The organism is Cupriavidus respiraculi (genome assembly GCF_914271545.1).
In the GTDB taxonomy this organism is placed as follows: Bacteria; Pseudomonadota; Gammaproteobacteria; order Burkholderiales; family Burkholderiaceae; genus Cupriavidus; species Cupriavidus respiraculi.
Genome location: NZ_CAJZAH010000003.1, coordinates 21,643 through 44,578, shown reverse-complemented (window position 1 = coordinate 44,578; position 22,936 = coordinate 21,643). Strand labels below are relative to the sequence as shown.

18 protein-coding genes are annotated in these 22,936 nt (G+C 68.1%); 1 reads left to right on the top strand and 17 read right to left on the bottom strand.

Going from position 1 to position 22,936, the window contains the following annotated elements; genetic code table 11:
• Positions 1-61: 61 nt before the first annotated feature.
• Positions 62-2,833 (bottom strand): preprotein translocase subunit SecA, encoded by a 2,772-nt coding sequence (gene secA, locus LDO27_RS15270; RefSeq protein WP_224042593.1) that lies wholly within the window; start codon positions 2,831-2,833, stop codon positions 62-64.
• Positions 2,834-3,044: 211 nt separating this feature from the next.
• Here secA and LDO27_RS15265 point away from each other — a divergent pair, with 211 nt between their 5' ends.
• Positions 3,045-3,551 (top strand): DciA family protein, encoded by a 507-nt coding sequence (locus LDO27_RS15265; RefSeq protein ID WP_224042591.1) that lies wholly within the window; start codon positions 3,045-3,047, stop codon positions 3,549-3,551.
• Between the two features lie 78 nt (positions 3,552-3,629).
• Here LDO27_RS15265 and lpxC read toward each other — a convergent pair whose 3' ends face one another.
• The 16 genes from lpxC to rsmH all read right to left on the bottom strand — a co-directional run bounded on the left by lpxC (position 3,630) and on the right by rsmH (position 22,936).
• The gene (gene lpxC / locus LDO27_RS15260; protein WP_224042590.1) at positions 3,630-4,547 is read right to left on the bottom strand and encodes a UDP-3-O-acyl-N-acetylglucosamine deacetylase; all 918 of its coding nucleotides are present in this window, start codon (positions 4,545-4,547) and stop codon (positions 3,630-3,632) included.
• 167 nt (positions 4,548-4,714) lie between these two features.
• Positions 4,715-5,221 carry a peroxiredoxin gene (locus LDO27_RS15255; protein WP_224042589.1) on the bottom strand — a complete coding sequence of 169 codons (507 nt, stop codon included), beginning with the start codon at positions 5,219-5,221 and terminating at the stop codon, positions 4,715-4,717.
• A 427-nt stretch (positions 5,222-5,648) separates the two neighbouring features.
• Entirely contained in the window at positions 5,649-6,842 is a 1,194-nt protein-coding gene (gene ftsZ, locus LDO27_RS15250; RefSeq protein ID WP_222208593.1) for a cell division protein FtsZ, read from the bottom strand.
• A gap of 159 nt (positions 6,843-7,001) precedes the next feature.
• Positions 7,002-8,234, bottom strand: a complete 1,233-nt coding sequence (ftsA, locus tag LDO27_RS15245) for a cell division protein FtsA (protein ID WP_222208594.1) — start codon at positions 8,232-8,234, stop codon at positions 7,002-7,004.
• Positions 8,231-9,103, bottom strand: coding sequence for a cell division protein FtsQ/DivIB (locus LDO27_RS15240; RefSeq protein WP_224042588.1), 873 nt, complete (start codon positions 9,101-9,103; stop codon positions 8,231-8,233). Before LDO27_RS15240 ends, ftsA begins: the two co-directional genes overlap by 4 nt.
• Before the next feature lie 58 nt (positions 9,104-9,161).
• The gene (locus LDO27_RS15235) at positions 9,162-10,151 is read right to left on the bottom strand and encodes a D-alanine--D-alanine ligase (RefSeq protein WP_224042586.1); all 990 of its coding nucleotides are present in this window, start codon (positions 10,149-10,151) and stop codon (positions 9,162-9,164) included.
• The gene (gene murC, locus LDO27_RS15230) at positions 10,148-11,587 is read right to left on the bottom strand and encodes a UDP-N-acetylmuramate--L-alanine ligase (RefSeq protein ID WP_222208597.1); all 1,440 of its coding nucleotides are present in this window, start codon (positions 11,585-11,587) and stop codon (positions 10,148-10,150) included. The genes LDO27_RS15235 and murC overlap by 4 nt, the downstream gene beginning before the upstream one ends.
• Positions 11,588-11,597: 10 nt before the next feature.
• Entirely contained in the window at positions 11,598-12,668 is a 1,071-nt protein-coding gene (murG, locus tag LDO27_RS15225; protein ID WP_222208599.1) for an undecaprenyldiphospho-muramoylpentapeptide beta-N-acetylglucosaminyltransferase, read from the bottom strand.
• Positions 12,669-12,777: 109 nt separating this feature from the next.
• Positions 12,778-14,055 (bottom strand): putative lipid II flippase FtsW, encoded by a 1,278-nt coding sequence (gene ftsW, locus LDO27_RS15220; RefSeq protein WP_224042585.1) that lies wholly within the window; start codon positions 14,053-14,055, stop codon positions 12,778-12,780.
• A complete protein-coding gene (gene murD, locus LDO27_RS15215; protein ID WP_224042584.1) occupies positions 14,052-15,569 on the bottom strand; it encodes a UDP-N-acetylmuramoyl-L-alanine--D-glutamate ligase in 1,518 nt (505 codons plus the stop codon). The genes ftsW and murD overlap by 4 nt, the downstream gene beginning before the upstream one ends.
• 58 nt (positions 15,570-15,627) lie before the next feature.
• The gene (mraY, locus tag LDO27_RS15210) at positions 15,628-16,797 is read right to left on the bottom strand and encodes a phospho-N-acetylmuramoyl-pentapeptide-transferase (protein WP_222208605.1); all 1,170 of its coding nucleotides are present in this window, start codon (positions 16,795-16,797) and stop codon (positions 15,628-15,630) included.
• Between the two features lie 59 nt (positions 16,798-16,856).
• A complete protein-coding gene (locus LDO27_RS15205) occupies positions 16,857-18,272 on the bottom strand; it encodes a UDP-N-acetylmuramoyl-tripeptide--D-alanyl-D-alanine ligase (RefSeq protein ID WP_377747768.1) in 1,416 nt (471 codons plus the stop codon).
• A complete protein-coding gene (locus tag LDO27_RS15200; protein ID WP_224042582.1) occupies positions 18,269-19,804 on the bottom strand; it encodes a UDP-N-acetylmuramoyl-L-alanyl-D-glutamate--2,6-diaminopimelate ligase in 1,536 nt (511 codons plus the stop codon). Before LDO27_RS15200 ends, LDO27_RS15205 begins: the two co-directional genes overlap by 4 nt.
• On the bottom strand, positions 19,801-21,600 hold the full coding sequence (locus LDO27_RS15195) for a peptidoglycan D,D-transpeptidase FtsI family protein (RefSeq protein WP_224042580.1): 1,800 nt from the start codon (positions 21,598-21,600) through the stop codon (positions 19,801-19,803). The genes LDO27_RS15200 and LDO27_RS15195 overlap by 4 nt, the downstream gene beginning before the upstream one ends.
• Positions 21,597-21,938, bottom strand: coding sequence for a cell division protein FtsL (gene ftsL, locus LDO27_RS15190; RefSeq protein WP_222208612.1), 342 nt, complete (start codon positions 21,936-21,938; stop codon positions 21,597-21,599). The genes LDO27_RS15195 and ftsL overlap by 4 nt, the downstream gene beginning before the upstream one ends.
• Positions 21,935-22,936, bottom strand: a complete 1,002-nt coding sequence (rsmH, locus tag LDO27_RS15185; protein WP_222208614.1) for a 16S rRNA (cytosine(1402)-N(4))-methyltransferase RsmH — start codon at positions 22,934-22,936, stop codon at positions 21,935-21,937. Before rsmH ends, ftsL begins: the two co-directional genes overlap by 4 nt.

The window sequence follows — 22,936 nt, the reverse complement described above, 5'->3', positions numbered from 1 at the left end:
AGATCCTCTGACGAACATGCCCGCTTGCGCGGGCATGTGACCAACTGGCAGACCCTACGGCTCAGCTAAGCTTGCCGTGGCACTGCTTGAACTTCTTGCCCGAGCCGCAGGGGCAGGGATCGTTGCGTCCGACCCGCGCCATCGCGGCCGCCGTGGACTCCGCGGCGAGCGCGGCGCCCGCGCGCTGCTGCGGGGTCGACTCGGACGGCTCGCCGCCGGTGAAGTCGTCGTGCTTGTACTGCACGTTGCCCAGCTGGGACAGATCCTCCTCGATCTGCTCCGAGGCCTGTTCCAGTTCTTCCGGCGACTGGATCTGCACGTTGAACACGATGCGGGTGACTTCGCTCTTGATCACGTCCAGCAGGCGCGCGAACAGCTCGAACGACTCGCGCTTGTACTCCTGCTTCGGATCCTTCTGTGCATAGCCGCGCAGGTGGATGCCCTGGCGCAGGTGATCCAGCGCGGCCAGGTGCTCGCGCCAGTGCGAATCGATGCTCTGCAGCATCACCGAACGCTCGAAGCCGGCGAACGCCTCGCGGCCGACCTGGGCCACCTTGGCCTCGTAACGCTCGGTGGCGGCCGCCGCGATCATCTGCAGCAGTTCCTCGTCCTCAATGCTCTGCGCCGCCTCGATGGTCTTGGCCAGCGGCAGCTCCAGGCCCCAGTCGTCGCGCAGCTTGGCTTCCAGGCCGGCGATGTCCCACTGCTCTTCCATGGTCTCGGCCGGCACGTGCTCGCGGAACAGCTCCACCAGCACGCTTTCGCGCAGGTTGGCGACCATTTCGCCGACGTCCTGGGCTTCGAGCACCTCGTTGCGCAGCTTGTAGATTTCCTTGCGCTGGTCGTTGGCGACGTCGTCGTACTGCAGCAGCTGCTTGCGGATATCGAAGTTGCGGCCTTCCACCTTGCGCTGCGCCGATTCGATCGAGCGCGTGACGATGCCCGCCTCGATCGGCTCGCCTTCCGGCATCTTCAGCCGCTCCATGATGGCGCGCACGCGGTCGCCGGCGAAGATGCGCAGCAGCTGGTCGTCCAGCGACAGGTAGAAGCGCGACGAGCCCGGATCGCCCTGGCGGCCCGCGCGGCCGCGCAGCTGGTTGTCGATACGGCGCGACTCATGGCGCTCGGTGCCGACGATATGCAGGCCGCCGGCCGCCTTGACCTGGTCGTGCAGCGACTGCCATTCGGTCTTGAGCTGGTTGATGCGCGCGGCCTTCTCGGCGTCCGACAGGCTGGCGTCGGCCTCGATGAAGCCGGCCTGCTTCTCCACGTTGCCGCCCAGCACGATGTCGGTGCCGCGGCCGGCCATGTTGGTGGCGATGGTCACCATCTTCGGGCGGCCCGCCTGCGCCACGATCTCGGCCTCGCGCGCGTGCTGCTTGGCGTTGAGCACCTGATGCGGCAGCTGGGCCTTGTCGAGCAGGCCCGACAGGTATTCGGAGGTCTCGATCGACGTGGTGCCTACCAGCACCGGCTGGCCACGGTCGTAGCAGTCGCGGATGTCGCGGACCACGGCGTCGTAGCGCTCGTTGGACGTCTTGTAGATCTGGTCCTGCAGATCCTTGCGCTGCGCCGGCCGGTTGGTGGGGATCACCACCACTTCGAGGCCGTAGATTTCCTGGAATTCGTAGGCTTCCGTGTCGGCCGTGCCGGTCATGCCGGCCAGCTTTTCGTACATCCGGAAGTAGTTCTGGAACGTGATCGTGGCCAGCGTCTGGTTTTCCTGCTGGATCGTCACGCCTTCCTTGGCTTCCACGGCCTGGTGCAGGCCGTCGGACCAGCGGCGGCCGGTCATCAGGCGACCGGTGAACTCGTCGACGATGATCACCTCGTCGTTCTGCACCACATAATGCTGGTCGCGGTGGAACAGCGAGTGCGCGCGCAAGGCGGCGTACACATGGTGCATCAGCGTGATGTTCTGCGGCGCGTACAGCGACTCGCCCTCGCCGATCAGGCCAAGCTGGGCCAGGACCGCCTCGGCCTTCTCGTGGCCGGCCTCGGTCAGGTAGACCTGATGGCCCTTCTCGTCCACGTAGTAGTCGCCCGGCTTCTCGACGCCGGTGCCGTCCGCCTTCTCCTCGCCGATCTGGCGCTCCAGCATCTTGGGGATGCCGTTCATGCGCTGGTAGAGGTCCGTATGGTTCTCGGCCTGGCCGGAGATGATCAGCGGCGTGCGGGCCTCGTCGATCAGGATCGAGTCCACTTCGTCGACGATCGCGTAGTTCAGCGGACGCTGCACGCGTTGCGACGGGTCGTAGACCATGTTGTCGCGCAGGTAGTCGAAGCCGAACTCGTTATTGGTGCCGTACGTGATATCGGAGTTGTAGGCGGCCTGCTTCGCATCGTGCGGCATCTGCGACAGGTTCACACCCACCGACAGGCCCAGGAAGTTGTACAGCCGGCCCATCCACTCGGCATCGCGCTGCGCCAGGTAGTCGTTGACCGTGACCACATGCACGCCCTTGCCGGTCAGCGCGTTCAGGTACACGGCCAGCGTGGCGGTCAGCGTCTTGCCTTCGCCGGTGCGCATTTCGGCGATCTTGTTGTCGTTCAGCACCATGCCGCCGATCATCTGCACGTCGAAGTGGCGCATCTTCATGACGCGCTTGCTCGCTTCGCGGCAAACGGCGAACGCTTCGGGCAGCAGGGACTCCAGCGACTCGCCGCCGGCGTGGCGCTGGCGGAAGGTATCCGTCATGCCGCGCAGCTCGTCGTCCGTCAACGTCTCGAACTTCGGCTCCAGCGCGTTGATCCGCTCGACGGTCCGGCGATATTGTTTGATCAGCCGCTCGTTGCGGCTGCCGAAGACTTTCTTGAGAAGGCCCGTGATCATCGATTGCTTTCACCTGGCGCGTCACGCGGTCCGGGGCCCGTCTCAACGGGCATGCCCGGCGCGGGGCGCGAGGAAATGGGATTGGCGCAAAACGCCGAGTTTATCACGCGCCTCCAGTCCGACCGCGTCCATGCGGAGCGCACTTTGGCCTTGGCGGCAAACGCCGCGCGCGGCCGCCTCGCGCGGCGTTTGCGCAAGCTAGAATGCGCGCATGCGCCTGTTCACCCACCACGCCCTGCAAACCCCCGCCGCCAAGCCGCTCAACGACTGGCTGACCAAGGCCGGCCCGGTCTCCACGCTGATGCAGACCGCCCGCCAGCTCGCCACGCTGGAGGCCGAAGTGCTGGCATTGCTGCCGCCCGGACTGCGCGCCGGCATCGCGGTGGGCGGGGTCAAGCAGGAAGCCGGCAACGCGGCGCGCGAGGAGACCCTGGTGCTGCTGGCCGCGCACGGCGCCGCGGCCGCCCGCGTGCGCCAGGTCGTGCCTAGCCTGCTGGCGCGGCTGCAACAGCGCGGCTCGCGCATTGCGGCGATCCGGGTGCGCGTGCAGCCCGAGGTCGGACGGGGCGACTGGGATACGGAGCCGGCGCCGCGGCCGCAGCGCAAGCCGATGTCGCCCACGGGCCTGGCCAGTCTCGGTACGCTGGAGCAGACCCTGCCGGACTCGCCGCTGCGCGACGCGGTGCGCAACCTGCTGCAGCACCACCGGCAGGGCTAGCCCGCCGCTGCGGACGCAAAAAAGCCGACCTCGCGGTCGGCTTTTTTTCGTTGGCAGCGCTTGTCGCGGCGCCGCGGTTCAGGCGAAGGCCGGCTGCAACTGCGGCAGGAACGCCGACGGTGCGTCCTCGATGCGCTCGAAGGTCATCACCTCGTAGGCTTCCTGGTCGGCCAGCAGCGCGCGCAGCAACTGATTGTTCAGTCCGTGGCCGGACTTGTGCGCCACATAGGCGCCGATCAGCGGATGGCCCACCACATACAGGTCGCCGATGGCGTCGAGGATCTTGTGGCGCACGAACTCGTCGCCGTAGCGCAGTTCCTCGTTGTTCAGCATGCGGTGCTCGTCGAGCACGATGGCGTTGTCCAGGCTGCCACCGCGCGCCAGGCCCATCTCGCGCAGCGCCTCGACCTCGTGGGCGAAGCCGAAGGTGCGGGCGCGCGCGATCTCGCGCACATAGCTCGTGTCGGCGAAGTCGATCTCGAAGGTCTGGCCGGTCTTGTCGACCGCCGGATGGCGGAAGTCGATGGTGAAGGCCAGCTTGAAGCCGAAGAAGGGTTCGAGCCGGGCGAGCTTGTCGCCGTCGCGCACTTCCACCGGCTTCTTCACGCGGATGAAGCGCTTGGCCGCCGGCAGTTCCTCGATGCCCGCCGATTGCAGCAGGAACACGAAGGATGCCGCGCTGCCGTCCATGATGGGGATTTCCTCGGCGTCCACGTCGACATACAGATTGTCGATGCCAAGACCCGCGCAGGCGGACATCAGATGCTCGACCGTGGAGACGCGCGCGCCGTCCTTCTGCAGCACGGAGGCCAGGCGCGTATCGCCGATGGCGGAAGCCGCCACGGGGATCTCGACCGGCTCGGGCAGATCGACACGGGTGAACACCATGCCGGCGTCGGCGGGGGCGGGCCTGAGGGTCAGCGTCACTTTGCGGCCCGAGTGCAAGCCTATGCCGACGGTCTTGACCAGGGATTTAATGGTGCGCTGTTTGAGCATGACGGCCTCGGCAATTATCAAAATCTATCAAGCGTTCTTTTCAATAAACGCGATCGTACCACTGGCGACTTTTTTGCGCTGCCGCACTTTGTTTCTACGTGTTAACGCTAGCCGATTATGCTTTATGCGTAACAAAAATGCGGATTCGGCGTCTTACCGGCGCAACATTATCGTGATAGGCGAGCCAGCATGGCTTCCGCCCCGCTGACTTCGAATTTCCCCGGGGCCTCGACCTGAAGCTCCGTGACCACGCCATCGTCGATCACCATCGCGTATCGCAGCGAACGTACGCCCATGCCGCGCTTGCCCAGGTCCTGGTCCAGTCCGAGCGCGCGCGTCCACTCGGCGCTGCCATCGCCCATCATCCTGACCTTGCCTGCGGTGCCCTGCTCGCGCGCCCACGCGCCCATCACGAAGGCATCGTTGACCGAGACGCACCACACCTCGTCGATGCCGGCGGCGCGCAGCGCCTCTGCCTGCGCGATATAGCCGGGCACATGCTTGGCGGAACAGGTGGGAGTGAAGGCGCCCGGCAGGCCGAAGACCAGGATCTTGCGGCCCTTGACCAGTTCGCCGACCGCGAAGGCGTTGGGGCCCAGCGAGCAGCCGCCGCCTTCCGCTTCGAAATATTCGTGAAGTGTGGCGTCAGGGACGCGCTGTCCGATTTCGATCATTGCTGTCGTCCTTGGAAACGGCAAGCCCTGCCAACAGACTGACTTGCATCATAGTGCCCGCTCTCGGGGCCCCCAAGTCCGACCATGGCGCGCTGCGTTGTCGGCAAACGCCGACAAAGCGCTGCCTTACCAATACAAAAATGCCGCGCGCCGAACTTGCGGGTAATGCAAGGTCGGCGCGCGGACGGGGGCATCCCGGCCGGGAGGGCGGGAGACCAGTCCGGGGAGGCGGCCGGCGGCACGCCTGTCCCGGCAACGGGATGCGACGGACTCTCGTCAGCGCGGGCGCGGCATGGCTGGCTGCGCGAGCGGGCCGTGACGTTCCGGGCAAGGCGTGGGCGGATGGGGAGCGCCCAGCCGTCTTGCCAATTCGGTGTCGCGGTCAGCCCGCCAGCCGGCGGTCATGCCAACGCCCTGGCTGGACAACTCAGTCCGCCTGCTTGCGCAGGAAAGCCGGGATGTCGTACGTGTCGACGCCCTTTTCCTGCAGCGCCGCCACGTGGGCGGACGCCGACTCGCGCGAGCTGCGCCATACCGCCGGCGTATCCAGGCCGCTGTAGTCGGGCGAGCTGTGCAGCGGGGCGGCGTTGGCCATGCCGGTCATCATGTGCACCGGCGCGTTGTCCGTACCGGTCTTGAGCAGCGTCATCGGTTGCTGCTTCTTGCCCGAACGGCCCAGGCCCGTCGCGACCACGGTCACGCGCAGCGCATCGCTCATCGAGTCGTCGTAGACCGTACCGAAGATCACGGTGGCATCTTCCGCGGCGTAGCTGCGGATGGTGTTCATGACTTCCTTGGTCTCGGACAGCTTCAGCGAGCGGCTGGCGGTGATGTTGACCAGCACGCCGCGCGCGCCGGACAGGTCCACGCCTTCCAGCAGCGGGCTTGCCACGGCCTGCTCGGCGGCGAGACGCGCGCGGTCCACGCCGGACACCGTGGCGGTGCCCATCATGGCCTTGCCCTGCTCGCCCATCACCGTCTTCACGTCCTCGAAGTCGACGTTCACCAGACCGTCCACGTTGATGATTTCGGCGATGCCGGCCACGGCGTTGTGCAGCACGTCGTCGGCGCACTGGAAGCACTTGTCCATCTCGGCGTCGTCGCCCATCACCTCGAACAGCTTCTCGTTGAGCACCACGATCAGCGAATCGACGCTGGACTCGAGCTCGCTCGAACCGTGCTCGGCCACCTTGGCGCGGCGCGCGCCTTCGAAGTCGAACGGCTTGCTGACCACGCCCACGGTCAGGATGCCCATGTCCTTGGCCACCTGCGCGACGATCGGGGCAGCGCCGGTACCGGTGCCGCCGCCCATGCCGGCGGTAATGAAGACCATATGGGCGCCGCGCAGCGCGTCGGCGATCTGCTCGCGCGCCGACTCGGCGCAGGTGCGGCCCACCTCGGGCTTGGCGCCGGCCCCCAGGCCGGTGTTGCCAAGTTGCAGTACGCGCGAGGCGGTCGAGCGCTTGAGCGCCTGCGCATCGGTGTTCATGCAGATGAATTCGACGCCTTGCACGCCGCGGCTGATCATGTGCTGCACGGCGTTACCGCCCGCACCGCCCACGCCCACCACCTTGATGATGGTGCCGTCCTGCATTTCCGATTCGATCATGTCAAAGTCCATCACTGCCTCCAGGAAAATCAGTTCGCAAACGCTGCGGCCTCCCCGCCGCAACCCTTGGTCACTGAACAAAAAAACATCAATAAGAAAACTGCTCCATCAACGTGCCGGTCTCTGAGTCGGTGGACCGGCACGCCGCGAAAATGCGTGCGGTGCGCCGGCTCAGAAATTGCCGACGAACCACTCCTTCATGCGCGTCCAGATCTGCTTGACCGAGCCGCTCTGCACCGCGACCTTGCGGCCGCGCATGCGTTGCACGCGGCCTTCGAGCAGCAGGCCCATCACGGTCGAGTAGCGCGGGCTCTTCACGACTTCATGCAGGTTGCCGCGGTACTCGGGCACGCCGACCCGAACCGGTTTGAGGAAGATGTCCTCGCCCAGTTCCACCATGCCAGGCATCATTGCCGTGCCGCCGGTGATCACCACGCCCGAGGACAGCAGTTCCTCGTAGCCGGACTCGCGCACCACCTGGTGCACCAGCGAATACAGTTCCTCGATACGTGGCTCGATCACCGCGGCCAGCGCCTGGCGCGACAGCGTGCGCGTGCCCCGATCGCCCACGCCCGGCACCTCGATCATGTCTTCCGGATCCGCGATGGCCTGCTTGGCGATGCCGTACTGCATCTTGATGTCTTCGGCGTCCGGCGTCGGCGTGCGCAGCGCCATCGCGATATCGTTGGTGATCTGGTCGCCGGCGATGGGAATCACCGCGGTATGCCGGATCGCCCCTTCGCTGAAGATCGCGATATCGGTGGTGCCGCCGCCGATGTCGACCAGCACCACGCCGAGCTCCTTCTCGTCCTCGGTCAGCACCGCCAGGCTCGACGCCAGCGGCTGCAGGATCAGGTCGTGCACTTCCAGGCCGCAGCGGCGCACGCACTTGACGATGTTCTGCGCCGCGCTGACCGCGCCCGTCACGATATGCACCTTCACCTCGAGGCGGATGCCGCTCATGCCGATCGGCTCGCGCACGTCCTCCTGCCCGTCGATGATGAATTCCTGCGTGAGGATGTGCAGGATCTGCTGGTCGGTCGGGATGTTGACCGCCTTGGCGGTCTCGATGACCCGCGCCACGTCGGTCTGGGTCACCTCCTTGTCCTTGATGGCGACCATGCCGCTCGAATTGAACGAGCGGATATGGCTGCCGGCGATACCGGTAAAGACCTCCGAGATCTTGCAGTCGGCCATCAGCTCGGCCTCTTCGAGCGCCTTCTGGATCGACTGCACGGTGGCCTCGATATTGACCACGACCCCCTTCTTCAGACCCTTGGACTCGGACTGCCCCATGCCGATCACCTCGTAGCTGCCGTCGGGGCGCAACTCCGCCACCACGGCCGCCACCTTCGAGGTGCCGATATCGAGGCCGACCAACAGGTCCTTGTATTCCTTGCTCATCGGGATTTCTCCGCGTTCTCTTTTTTAAGTCGCGTCGGATTGTTGTTGGAGGCGCCGCCCGCGGCCTTGGCTTTGGCCTTGGCTTCCGCCGCGGCCTGTGCTTCGGTCAGGAAACGCACGTTGGCTGCCCGGATGGCAAACCCGTTGGGGTAGCGCAGATCGGCGTATTCGATCCGGCTGCCCCATTGCTCAGTGACCTGCGGCCAGGTTGCGACGAAGCGCTTGACGCGCTCGTCCATCGCCATCCGGTCAAGGTCGGTCTGCTCCCGTCCGAGCTCGACGACCATCCCGTTGGACAGCCTGGTCCGCCAGGCATAGCGCCCGGACAACGTCACCGCCAGCGGTTCCAGCCTCAGCGGCCGGAACCATTCGCGCATGATCTGCAGCTTCTCGACGACCTCGCCCTGGCTGTCGGGCGGACCGTCGAGCGCGAGCAGCTGGGCGTCTTCCTCCGCTTCCGCGGTATTGGCAACGAACAGCTCGCCATAGGTATTGATCAGGCGTCCGCTTTCCGCCGAGCCCCAGGTGCCCAGCGGCTCGTGTTCCTCGACCTCGACCACCAGCCCGCTGGGCCATTCGCGCCGCACGCTGGCCTTGCGCACCCAGGGCACCGATTCGAAGATCACGCGCGTGGCATTCAGGTCCAGCGTAAAGAAGTTGCCCGACAGCTTGCCCAGCGCGTTGGCCCGCACGCTCGGGGCATTGACGTGGCGCAGCGTCTCGCCCTGCATCGGCGCGAGCTCGACATGGGTGATGGCGAACACCGGCCGCTGCGCCAGCCACATCACGCCGGCCACGAGCGCCATCACCGCCACGGCCGCATAGAGGGCCGAGGCGATCAGGTTCAGCAGGCGTGCGTTATGCCACATGGATGCGTGCTTCGTTCAGGGTGGTATCGGGTTCGATGGCCGGTTCGCGTCGTGTCGCTCAGGGCTTCCAGTGCTCGCTCGGGTGCAGGTCCAGCGTCGCCGCGGCGACCACCTGCAGCACGAAGTCCTCGTAGCTGATGCCGGCCGCGCGCGCGCCCATCGGCACCAGCGAATGGCCGGTCATGCCCGGCGAGGTATTCATCTCCAGCAGGTACGGCTTGCCGGCCGCGTCCAGCATCACGTCGGCCCGGGCCCAGCCGCGGCATCCCAGGACGCGATAGGCCTGGACCGCCAGGCTGCGCACCTCGGCCTCCTGCGCGTCGGGCAGGCCCGACGGGCACAAGTACTGGGTATCGTCCGTGAAGTACTTGTTTTGATAGTCGTAGTTCGCCCCGGGCGCGACGATGCGGATCACCGGCAGCGCCGTCGCCTCGTCGCCCTCGCCCACCACCGGACAGGTCAGCTCGGCGCCGTCGATGAACGACTCGGCGATCACGTCCCGGTCCAGCACGGCGGCCTTGTCGTAGGCGGCGCGCAACTGCCCCGCCACGGTGACCTTGGTCAGCCCGATCGACGAACCTTCGCGGGCCGGCTTGACGATCAAGGGCAGGCCCAGTTCGGCCACCACCGCGGCCACGTCGGCATCGCTCATGCCAGCCGACAGCATGGCAAAGCGCGGCGTCGACAGGCCGTGCGTGCTCCACAGCCGCTTGGTGGCCTGCTTGTCCATCGCCAGCGCGGAGGCCAGCACACCGCTACCGGTGTACGGCACGCCGATCTGCTCGAGCAGGCCCTGCATGGTCCCGTCCTCGCCATAGCGTCCGTGCAGCGCGATAAAGACGCGGTCGAACCCGGCGGCCACCAGTTCCGCCACGCCCTGCAGCGCCGGATCGAAACCGTGCGCATCCACGCCGCGCGACCGCAGCGCGGCCAGCACGCCATTGCCGGACAGCAGCGAGATTTCCCGTTCTGCGGAACGGCCGCCCATCAGCACGCCGACCTTGCCGAGCGATGCCGGATCGATATTGGGATTGGCAACGAAGCTCATGCCTGGCCTCCGGCCTGGTTCTGCGAGGATTGCAAGGATTGATGCGAGACGAGTTGGCCCGGTACGCCGCCGATGGTGCCGGCGCCCATGGTCACCACCACGTCGCCCGGCCGCACGGCGTCCAGGATGGCCTGGGGCATCTCGTCGATGGTCTCGACGAACACCGGCTCGACCTTGCCCGCCACGCGCAGCGCGCGCGTCAGCGCCCGCCCGTCGGCGGCGACGATGGGCGTCTCGCCGGCCGGGTAGACCTCGGCCAGCAGCAGCGCATCGACGGTGCCCAGCACCTTGACGAAGTCCTCGAAGCAGTCGCGCGTGCGCGTGTAGCGGTGCGGCTGGAAGGCCAGCACCAGGCGCCGGTCCGGGAATGCGCCGCGCGCGGCCGCCAGCGTGGCCGCCATTTCCACCGGGTGATGGCCGTAGTCGTCCACCAGCGTGAAGGTGCCCGCGCCAGCGGGGGTCGCGACTTCGCCGTAGCGCTGGAAGCGCCGGCCCACGCCGTGGAACTCGCGCAGCGCCTTGACGATGGCGGCATCCGGCACTTCCAGTTCGGTAGCGATGGCAATCGCCGCCAGCGCGTTCTGCACGTTGTGCAGGCCGGGCAGGTTCAGCACCACGTCCAGCGGCGGTTCGGCATGGCCATTGAGCTGGCGATGCACGGTGAAGTGCATCTGCCCGTCGACCGGGCGCGGATCGACCGCGCGCACCTGGGCGTCCTCGGCGAAGCCGTAGCGCACCACCGGCTTGGACACGAAAGGCAGGATCTCGCGCACGCTCGGGTCGTCCACGCACAGCACGGCGATGCCGTAGAACGGCAGGCGCTGCGTGAACTCGATGAACGCCTGCTTCAGACGGGCGAAGTCATGCCCGTAGGTGTCCATGTGGTCCGCGTCGATATTGGTGATGACCTCGATCACCGGGAACAGGTTCAGGAAGGAGGCGTCCGACTCGTCCGCCTCCGCCACGATGAAGTCGCCGGTGCCCAGCCGCGCATTGGCGCCGGCCGAGTTCAACCGGCCGCCAATCACGAAGGTCGGGTCCAGCCCGCCCTCGGCCAGCACCGACGCCACCAGGCTCGTGGTGGTCGTCTTGCCATGCGTGCCGGCGATCGCCACGCCCTGCTTCAAGCGCATCAGCTCCGCCAGCATCACCGCGCGCGGCACCACCGGAATGCGCCGGGCGCGCGCGGCCAGCACCTCGGGGTTGTCGCCGCCGACTGCGGTCGACACCACCACCGCGTTGGCGCCCTCGATATGCGCGGCGTCATGGCCATGCATGACGTTGGCGCCCAGCGACGCGAGGCGCCGGGTGGCCGCATTGCTGCCCACGTCGGAACCCGAGACCTTGTAGCCCAGGTTCAACAGCACCTCCGCGATGCCGCTCATGCCGGCGCCGCCGATGCCTACGAAGTGGATGTTCTTGACGATGTGCTTCATGAATCCGTGTTCAGTCCCGTGCGATCTGGCTGCAGATCTCGGCCACGCGCCGGGTCGCTTCCGGCTTGGCCAGTCCGCGCGCCAGCCGCGCCATCTCTTTCAGTTGCGGCCGCGACAGCCCGGCCAGCGTCTCGGCCAGCCCCTGCGCGGTCAGTTCGTTCTGTTGCACCAGCAACGCCGCGCCGACTCCCGACAGGAAGCGCGCGTTGGTGGTCTGGTGGTCGTCCACCGCGTGCGGAAACGGCACGAACAGTGCCGCCACGCCGGCCGCGGCCACCTCGGATACGGTCATGGCGCCCGCCCGGCAGATCACCAGGTCGGCCTCGGCATAGGCCTGGGCCATGTCGTCGATGAACGGCAGCGCCTCCGCCTCGACGCCCGCGCTCGCATAGTTGGCGCGCAGCGTGTCGATCTGCTTGACGCCGGCCTGGTGCTTCACCACGGGGCGCGTGTCGGTCGGCAGCAGCGCCAGCGCCTTCGGCACGACGTCGTTCAGCGCGGCGGCGCCGAGGCTGCCGCCCACCACCAGCACGCGCAGCGGGCCGACGCGATCGTCGTACCGGGTCTCCGGCGCCGGCAGGTGCGCCAGTTCCTCGCGTACGGGATTGCCGGTCCATTCGCTGTCGGGCAGCGTCTTCGGGAACGCGCACAGCACGCGGTCGGCCACCTTGGCCAGCACCTTGTTGGCCAGGCCGGCGATGGAGTTCTGTTCGTGCAGCACCAGCGGGCGGCCCAGCAGCGAGGCCATCATGCCGGCCGGGAAGGTGATATAGCCACCCATGCCCAGCACCACGTTCGGCCGCACGCGGCGCAGCGCGCCGATGCTCTGCCAGAACGCGCGCAGCAGGTTCATCGGCAGCAGCAGCTTGGTCACCAGCCCCTTGCCACGCAGCCCGCCGAACTGGATGAACTCCATCGGGATATCGTGCTTCGGTACCAGGGTCGCTTCCATGCCGGTCCTGTTGCCGAGCCACACCACGCGCCATCCCTGTGCGCGCAGCGCGTGCGCGACCGCCAGGCCGGGGAACACGTGTCCCCCGGTGCCGCCGGCCATCACGAGCAGCGTGCGCTGCGTGGTCATACCTTCCCTCCACGCATCAACACGCGGTTGTGGCCACGGCCGCTTCGCTTAACTTCCTGCTGGCGCAGGAAGTTAGCCTGCGCCGAAATCAAGTGTTGCTGCGCTACGGTCATACCTTCCCTCCACGCATCAACACTCGATTTTCGTAATCCACACGCAGCAGGATCGCCAAGGCCACGCAGTTCATCAGAATCCCCGAACCGCCATAGCTGACCAGCGGCAGCGTCAGCCCCTTGGTCGGCAGCAGACCCAGGTTCACGCCCATGTTGATGAACGCCTGCCAGCCGATCCAGATGCCGATGCCCTTGGCCACCAGCCCGGCGAAGGTCAGGTCCAGTTGCAGCGCGGTGCGGCCGATGCTGAACGCGCGCCGCACCAGCCAGTAGAACAGCACGATGGCGGCCAGCACGCCGATAAAGCCCAGTTCCTCGCCGATCACGGCGAGAATGAAGTCGGTATGCGCCTCCGGCAGGTAGTGCAGCTTCTCGATGCTGCCGCCCAGCCCGACGCCGGTCCATTCGCCGCGGCCGAAGGCGATCAGCGAGTGGGTGAGCTGGTACGCCTTGCCCAGCGCGTATTCCTCGCGCCACGGGTCCAGATACGCGAAGATCCGGTCGCGCCGCCAGGGGGAGATCGCGATCAGCAGCGCGAACGTGCCCACCGCGATGGCCACCAGCGCGCCGAACAGCTTGCCGTTCACGCCGCCCAGGAAAAGAATCCCCATCGCCACCGCAGCGATCACGAGGAATGCGCCCATGTCGGGCTCGAGCAGCAGCAGCATGCCGACCACGGCCACCGCCACGCCCATCGGCAGGAAGCCCTTGCCCAGGCTCTGCATCCACTCCTGCTTGCGTACGGTGTAGTTGGCCGCGTACAGCACCACGGCCAGCTTCATCAGCTCCGACGGCTGGAAGTTCATCAGGCCCAGCGGAATCCAGCGGCGCGCGCCGTTGACGCCCTTGCCGATGAACGGGACGAGCACGATGATCAGCAGGATCAGCGCGATCACGAACAGCTTGGGCGCGTAGCGGTCCCAGAACTTGACCGGGATCTGGAAGGCGACCAGGCCCACGCCCAGGCCGATCAGCACCGAGAAGGCGTGGCGCGTCAGGAAATGCGTCTCGCGGTAGTTCGCGTAGCGCGGCGAGTCGGGCAACGCGATCGAGGCGGAATAGACCATCACCAGGCCGATGGCCAGCAGCACCACCGACACCCACAGCAGCGGCTGGTCGTACTCCATCATCCGCGAGCGGGTCGGCTTGACGCCGGACACCGCGTCGCGCAGCCCGCCCCAGGCGTTGCCGATGGTCGCGCCGATGAAGCCGCTGCGCTTGTCCTGCGCGTCCCTGGTGCCGCCGCGGGCGGCGTTGCGGATGGTCTCGCTCATGGCATGATCCCCCGGGACAAGGCCAGCTCTTCCACCGCGGCGCGGAAGACCTCGGCGCGGTGCACATAGTTGCGGAACATGTCCAGGCTCGCGCAGGCGGGCGAGAGCAGCACGGCGTCGCCGGGCTCGGCCAGGCGCGCCGACTCCGCGACGGCGGCGTCCAGCGTATCGGCGTCGGCCAGCGTCACGCCGCAGTCGGCCAGCGCCGCGCGCAGCGCGCCGGCGTCCTTGCCGATCAGCACCACGGCGCGCGCGTATTGCGACACCGGCGCGACCAGCGGCGAGAAGTCCTGCCCCTTGCCCTCGCCGCCGGCAATCAGCACCACGCGCTTGTCCAGGCCCGACAGGGCCGCCACGGTGGCGCCCACGTTGGTGCCCTTGCTGTCGTCGAAATACTCGACGTCGTCGATGGTGGCGACCCACTCGACACGGTGCGGCTCGCCACGATATTCGCGCAGGCCGTGCAGCAGCGCGTTCAGCGGCAGGTCGATGGCGCGGCACAGCGCCAGCGCCGCCATCGCGTTGGTGGCGTTGTGCATGCCGCGGATATGCAGCGCGTCGGCGGGCATCAGGCGCTTGTGGCGCACCGGCACCGGCGGCGCGTCGGCCGTGGCCGCCTTGCGGCGGCGGGGCTTGCCTTCGCCTTCCGCGTCGCCGTCGGCTTCGGCCAGCACCAGCCACGGCATGCCACCCTCGCGCAGGATGCCGAAGCTGCCCGGCGTTTCTGGCAGGTCGATGCCGAACGTCACCGGGGCGGAGCCCGGGCGCGCCATTTCCATCGTCAGGCGGTCGTTGCGGTTGAGCACCTGGACCACCGGGCGGTCGGCGTCCGCGGGACCGAAGACCCGCGCCTTGGCGGCGGCGTAGTCATCCATCGTGCCGTGCCAGTCGAGGTGATCCTGGGTGACGTTGAGCACCGTGGCGGCGTCCGGGGCCAGCGTGTGGGTGGTGGCGAGCTGGAAGCTGGACAGCTCCAGCACCCAGACGTCCGGCAGCGCCGTCGCATCGATGCAGGCGGACAGCTTGTCCAGCGCCGACGGGCTGATATTGCCGGCCACCGCCACCGTCCTGCCGGCGCGCTCCACCAGCCGGCCGGTCAGCGCCGTGGTGGTGGTCTTGCCATTGGTGCCGGTGATGGCGAGCAGCCGTGGCGCGTAGCCGGAAGCCGCGCGCAGGTGAGCGAGCGCGCGCGCGAACAGTTCGATCTCGCCCCACACTGGGACGCCCCGCTCGCGCGCCGCCGCGAGCAGCGCCGCGATGCCGGCGTCCGCCAGGGACAGCCCCGGGCTGATCGCAACCAGCGCGACGCCGTCGAGCAGGGCCGGCGCGAACGGTGCCCCGATGAATTCGGCGGCGGGCAGCTCGGCGCGAAGCGTGGCAAGGTTGGCGGGCGCCTCGCGCGTGTCGGCCACGCGCAGTGCGCAGCCGAACCGGCCGCACCAGCGCGCCATCGCCAGGCCCGATTCACCTAGGCCCAGTACCAGCACATGAGGGGTCTGCAACTCACCGAACACTTCGTTACCTGCCTTTTGGCTTCCCGCCGTTTAACGTTCCGTACTCTCGTTCCTGGGCTCAGCGCAGCTTCAGCGTCGACAGCCCGATCAGCACCAGCATCATCGTGACGATCCAGAACCGCACGGTGACCTGGGTTTCCTTCCAGCCGCCCAACTCGAAATGGTGGTGCAGCGGCGCCATCCGGAACAGCCGCCGCCCTTCTCCGTACCATCGCTTGGTGAGCTTGAACCACGTGACCTGCAGCATCACCGACACCGTCTCGACCACGAAGATGCCGCCCATCACGAACAGGACGATCTCCTGCCGCACGATCACGGCGATGGTGCCGAGCGCGCCGCCGAGCGCCAGCGCGCCGACGTCGCCCATGAAGACCTGGGCCGGATGCGCGTTGAACCAGAGAAAGGCCAGGCCCGCGCCGGCCATTGCCGAGCAGAAGATCAGCAACTCCCCGGCGCCGGGAATATGGGGGAACAGCAGGTACTTGCTGTAGACCGCGTTGCCCATCACGTAGGCGAACACGCCGAGGGCGCTGCCCACGAGCACCACGGGCATGATCACCAGGCCGTCCAGGCCGTCGGTCAGGTTCACCGCATTGCTCGAGCCGACGATCACCAGATAGGTCAGCACGATGAAGCCGGCGACGCCCAGCGGGTAGCTCACTTCCTTGAAGAAGGGCACCAGCAGGTTGGACTTGTAGGGCATGTCCAGCGACAGTCCGCCCTCCACCCAGGACAGGAACAGCTCCCACACCTTGACGTTGCTGCTCTCGGAAATGGAGAAGGCCAGGTAGACCGCGGCCACCAGGCCGATCAGCGTCTGCCAGAAGAACTTTTCCTTGCTCGACATGCCGCGCGGGTCGCGGTACACGACCTTGCGGTAGTCGTCGACCCAGCCCACCGCGCCGTAGCCGAACGTGACCAGCATCACCACCCAGATGAAGCGGTTGCCCCAGTCGCACCACAGCAGCGTCGACACACCGATCGAGAGCAGCACCAGCACCCCGCCCATGGTCGGCGTGCCAGCCTTGACCAGGTGGGTCTGCGGTCCCAGCGAGCGCACGGCCTGGCCGATCTTCAGCTCGGTCAGCTTGCGGATGACCCACGGCCCGAAGCCGAGCGCGAGCAGCAGCGCCGTGAGGTTGGCCATCACGGCGCGGAAGGTCAGGTAGTTGAAGACCCGCAGGAAGCTGTAGTCGTTTTGCAGCCACTGGGCCAGAGCCAATAACATCTTGCTTTCTATTCCTGTTCAATTGCCGCGCATGGCAATGCGCGGGTACCGCATCCGGTTCACGCGGCGGAAGGCTTTCCGACCAGCGCGTCCACCATCCGTTCCATGCGCATGAAGCGCGATCCCTTCACCAGCACCGCGGACGCCTTCGCCACCGTGCCGTCGTTGTCATTCGTCAGTGCCCCGGCCAGGTCTTCCGCGCGGGCGAAGTGCCGGCCGCTCGTACCGAACGCCTGCACCGCGTGCGGTGCCGCCTCGCCGACGCCCCATAGCGCCTCGATGCCGCGCGCCCGCGCATAGGCGCCGATCTCGGTGTGGAACGCCGGGCCCTGGTCGCCGACCTCGCCCATGTCGCCCAGCACCAGCAGGCGCGGCGACGGGAAAGCGGCCAGCACGTCGATGGCGGCGCGCATCGAATCCGGATTGGCGTTGTAGGTGTCGTCGATCACCACCGCGCCGCGCGCGGCGTGCTTGACCTGCAGGCGGCCCTTGACCGGGGCAAAGGCAGCCAGCCCGGCCTGGATCGCGCTCGGGTCGACGTTGGCCGACAGCGCGCACGCGATGGCGGCCAGCGCGTTGCGCACGTTGTGCTCGCCCAGCAGCGACAGCCGGACCTGGAAGCCAGTCAGCGGCGCGCGCACCTGCATCACCTGCACGCCCGCATCGAGCGCGACGGTGGCCGTGACATCGGCGCCGGCCTCCAGGCCGAACGTCATCACACGGCGCGCGCCGGCGGCCTGGCGCCACAGCGGGGCGTGCTCGCCGCCGTTCTGCGCGTCCAGCGGAAACACCGCCACGCCGTTGGCGGGCAGCGCCTCGATGGCGCTGGCGTGCTCGCGCGCGACCGCTTCCACGCTGACCATGAATTCCTGGTGCTCGCGCTGCGCGTTGGTGATCACCGCCACGGTGGGCTGCGCGATGCCGGCCAGATACACCGTTTCGCCCGGATGGTTCATGCCCATCTCGAACACGGCGAGCCGGTGCGTGGCGCGCAGCCGCAGCACCGTCAGCGGCAGGCCGATATCGTTGTTCAGATTGCCGCCGGTGGCGAGCCGGTCTTCCTCGCCCACCGCCGCGGCGAAGATCGCGGCGATCATTTCCTTGACCGTCGTCTTGCCGTTGCTGCCGGTGACCGCGACCGCCGGCAGCGCGAACTGGCGGCGCCAGCCGGCCGCGAGCTCGCCCAGCGCGATGCGCGTGTCGGGCGCCACGATGGCCGGCACGCCGACATCGACGTCGCGATCGACCAGCACCGCGGCGGCGCCGCGCGCCACCACGTCGGCCAGGAAGTCGTGGGCATCGAAACGCTCGCCCCGGAGCGCGACGAACAGATCGCCGGGCGCGATGGTGCGGCTGTCGGTATGCACGCGGGCGAAGCGCCGCGCGCCATCGCCGAGAACGCGGGCGCCGGCGATCCAGCCGGCGGCCTGCTGCAAGGTGGTCATGCTGTTGTCGCTCGTGGCGGTGCTGCTCATGCGGATACTCCTCGCGTGCCGAGCGTCAGACGGACATGCTCGCGGTCGGAGAACGGCCGCTTGCGTCCATGGGATTCCTGGGTGGCCTCGTGGCCCTTGCCGGCGACCAGCACCACATCGGCCGCGCCGGCGTGCTTGATCGCATAGAGAATGGCGGCGGCGCGGTCCTCGATCTGGCGCGCCCGCGCGCGGTCGCCCATGCCATCGGCGATCGCGTCGAGAATGGCCTGCGGATCCTCGCTGCGCGGGTTGTCGCTGGTGAGGATCACCTCGTCGGCGAGCCGTTCGGCCACGGCGCCCATCAGCGGGCGCTTGCCGGCATCGCGGTCGCCGCCGCAGCCGAACACGCACCACAGCCGCCCCTGCCGGGCCGCGGCCACCGGGCGCAGCGCGGCCAGCGTCTTGTCCAGCGCGTCCGGCGTGTGGGCGTAGTCCACCACGGCCAGCGGGCCATCGTGGCCGCCGAACAGCTCCATCCGGCCGTCGACCGGGCGCAGCGCGCGCAGGCCGGCGAGCGCGGCATCCCATGCCACGCCGTTGGCCAGCGCGGCGCCGAGCACCGCCAGCAGGTTGCTGACGTTGAAGTCGCCGATCAGCGGCGTGGCGACCTCGGCCTGGCCGAAGCTGCCGTCCACCTGGAACACGGTGCCCGTGGCGGTGGCGCGCACGCCCGTGGCGCGCAGCCAATGGCCCGCGCCCGCGGGCGCGGCGTCGCCCTCGATGCCGTATTCGATTACCTGCGCCGCCGACATCGTGCCGGCCAGCAGGCGGCGCCCGAAGGCATCGTCGCGGTTGATCACCGCGCAGCGCAGGCCCTCCCACTGGAACAGCGCCGCCTTGGCCGCCTCGTACTCGGCCATGGTGCCGTGGTAGTCGAGATGGTCCTGCGTCAGGTTGGTCAGCACCGCGACGTCGAAGCGCGTGCCGGCCACCCGGCCTTGCTCCAGTCCGTGGGAAGAGACTTCCATCGCGATGGCGCGCGCGCCGGCCTCGTGCAACTGCGCCAGGCTGCCCTGCAACTGCACGGCGTCCGGCGTGGTGAAGCCGGTGACGGTCAGCGCATCGGGGAAACCCGTGCCGAGCGTGCCGATGGTCGCGCACGGCGTGCCCGCGCCCTGCAGCACGCGGGCCAACCACTGGCTGCACGAGGTCTTGCCGTTGGTGCCGGTAATACCGGTCACGGCGAGGTCGCGCGCCTCGTTGCCATACCAGCCGGCCGCGATCGGGCCGGCCAGCTCGTGCAGGTCTTCGATGGCCAGATGCGGCACGGTCTCGCCATGGGTCCACGCGAAGCCGCGCGCCTCGAACAGCACCGCGCCGGCGCCCTGCGCCAGCGCCTGGGCGATATGCGGCCGCGCATCCGTGGACAGGCGCTGGTTGCCCAACACGTAGGCGAAGAACACATCGCCCGCTTCCAGCCGCCGCGTGTCGCCGCTCAGGCGCGCGCCGGGGCGCGCGTTGGCGCGCAGCCACGCGAGCGCGTCGGCAACCCTGGCGGGCACCGTGCCGGGACGCAATGCCTGAGCGCTCATGGCGTTTCGCTCCACGGCTCGCTTTCCTGGACCTTGTCGCTGATGACCAACTGGCGGATCGGCGAATCGGGCTGTACGTTCAGCGCGCGCAGCGTGCCGCCAGTGATCGCGGCGAACACCGGGCCGGCGACCGCGCCGCCGTAGTGGCTGCCCGCGGTGGGCTCGTCCACGCTGACCGCGACGATGATGCGCGGGTTGGACATCGGCGCCAGGCCGATGAACGACGCGCGGTACTTGCTCCGGTTGTAGCCGCGGCCTTCGTGCTTGTACGCGGTGCCGGTCTTGCCGCCCACTCGGTAGCCCATCACCTGCGCCTCGGGCGCGGTGCCGCCGGGCGCGGTCACGGTCTCCATCATCGCCCGCACGTCGCGTGCGACCTGCGGGGACAGCACGCGCTCGCCGGTGGCCGGGCCGCTGGTGCGGAACATCGTGATCGGGATCAGTTCGCCGTCGTGCGCGAAGATCGTATAGGCGTGAGCGATCTGGAACAGCGACACCGACAGGCCGTAGCCGTACGACATGGTGGCCTGCTCGATGGGCCGCCAGCTCTTGTACGGGCGCACGCGCCCCGCGACCGCGCCGGGAAAGCCGAGCTTGGGCGCCTGGCCCAGCCCGATGCTGGTGTACATGTCCCACATTTCCTGCGGCTTGAGCATCATCGCGATCTTCATCGTGCCGATGTTGCTGGACTTCTGGATCACGCCGCTGGTGGTCAGCGAGCCGTAGTTGTGAGTGTCGCTGATCGTCGCGCCTTCGTAGGTGAACTTGCCGGTGGTCGCGAACACGGTCGACGGCGTGATGCGCTTGAGCTGCATCGCCAGCGCGACCGTGATCGGCTTCATCATCGAGCCCGGCTCGAAGGTATCGGTCAGCACGCGGTTGCGCAGCTGCTCGCCGGACAGCCGGCTGCGGTCGTTCGGGTTGTAGGTGGGCCAGTTCGCCAGTGCCAGCACCTCGCCGGTCTGCGCGTCGAGCACCACGGCGCTGGCCGCCTTTGCCTTGCTGCGCTCGGCCACCGCCTTGACCTCGTTGTAGGCCAGGTACTGGATCTTGGCGTCGATCGACAGTTGCAGGTCTTCGCCATCGCGCGGGCTCTTGAGCACGCCGATGTCCTCGACCACGCGCCCCAGCCGGTCCTTGATCACCTGGCGCGCGCCGGCGCGGCCCGCAAGCACCGGCTCGCGGGCGAGCTCCATGCCTTCCTGGCCGCGGTCTTCCACGTTGGTGAAGCCGACGATGTGCGCCATCGCCTCGCCTTCCGGGTAGAAGCGCTTGTACTCGCGGGTCTGGTGGATGCCGTTGATCTTCAGCGCGGCGATCTTGTCGGCCGCGTCGGGCAGCACCTGGCGCTTCAGATAGACGAAGCTCTTGTCCTCGGACAGCTTCTTGCGCAGATCCTTGTCGGACATTTCCAGCAGCTTCGCGAGCTGGCGCAGCTTGGCCGGCTCCAGATCGCCGGGCACGTCCTCGGGCACCGCCCAGATCGCCTTGACCGGCAGGCTGGTGGCCAGCACCAGGCCATTGCGGTCCAGGATCTTGCCGCGCGTGGCGGGCAGTTCCAGCGTGCGCTGGAAACGCTTCTTGCCCTCGGCTTCGTAGAACTGGTTGCCCGGCCCCTGGATCCACAGCGCACGCATCGCCAGCGCGACGAAAGCCGCGAACATCAGGAAGACCACCAGCTTGGAGCGCCACATCGGCAGCCGCAGGCCCAGCACCGGGCTTGCCGAGAACTGGCCGCTGCGCGGGCGCGAGGCGGGGGCGTTGGCCCGGCGGGGGTTGGGACGCGCCATCGTCATGGCCGGCCCTCCACGCGGTCGCCCGCGGGCACGGCGGCGGCCGCGGTCTGCGCCGCGCCGGGGGCGGACGAGATGCGGGGCGCCGCCAGGTATTGGGTCTTGCCGGGGTTGACCGGCAGCATCTTGAGCTGGGTGCGCGCCGCCTCGGCGATGCGCGCGCTCTTGCCGAGCGAGCTCTGCTGGTACTGCAGCCGCGCCCAGTCGATATCGAGCTGCTTTTCCTCGGCCTGCGCGCGCTCCAGCGCGACGAACAGCGTCCGGGCCTCGTGCTGCGCGCTGACCAGGGACAGCGCGCACAGGATCAGCGCGCCGAGCAGGAAGAAGGTTAGACGGTTCATGCCGGCGCCCCGCCTCGCACGGCGTTCGCCGGCGCCAGCTTCTCGGCCACGCGCATGACCGCCGAGCGGGCACGCGGGTTGGCGGCGACTTCCTCGGCCCCAGGCATCTTGCGCCCGAGCAGCTTCAGCGTGGGTTGGGGCAGATCCGCCGCGCGCAGCGGTGCGCGCCGCAGGGCCGGATCGGCATCCTGCTGCGGACGCGCATGCGCCTGCATGAACCGCTTGACGATGCGGTCCTCCAGCGAATGAAAGCTGATCACCACCAGCCGCCCTCCCACCTCCAGCAATTCGTAGGCCGCGCTCAGACCTCTTTCGAGGTCCGCAAGCTCTTGATTGATGTGAATCCGTAGAGCCTGAAAGGTGCGGGTCGCAGGGTCCTGGCCCTTCTCGCGTGTTTTGACGGCTTTCGCCACGAGCGCGGCAAGCTCGGCAGTAGTGGCGAGAGGTCCGCCATCGCCGGGTTCGCTCCGGCGAGCAACAATCGCCTTTGCAATCTGTACAGCAAACCGTTCTTCCCCATAGTCTCGTATCACCCTAGCGATGTCTTGCTCGTCCGCCTGCGCCAGCCACTGCGCGGCCGTCATGCCCCGCGTGGTGTCCATGCGCATGTCCAGCGGGCCCTCGAAACGAAAGGAAAACCCCCTCGCGGCGTCGTCGATCTGCGGCGAGCTGATGCCCAGGTCCAGCAGCACCCCCGCCACCTTGCCCACGCGGGCGGCAAGCCGTTCGCCCATCCGCGCGAAGCTCTCGTGCTCAATGGAGAAGCGGGCATCCTCGATGGTGCCCGCTTCTGCGATTGCTGCCGGATCCTTGTCGAAGGCAACCAGTGCCCCGTCCGGCCCGAGCCGGGCCAGCACGGCCCGGCTGTGCCCTCCCCTGCCGAAGGTCCCGTCCACATAGGCGCCGTCGGGCCGCCAGACCAGCGCCTCGACGGCTTCGTCCAGCAGCACGGTGCGATGGCGCAGGGTGGGAGTGCCCGGCGAACGGGTTGGGTCCAT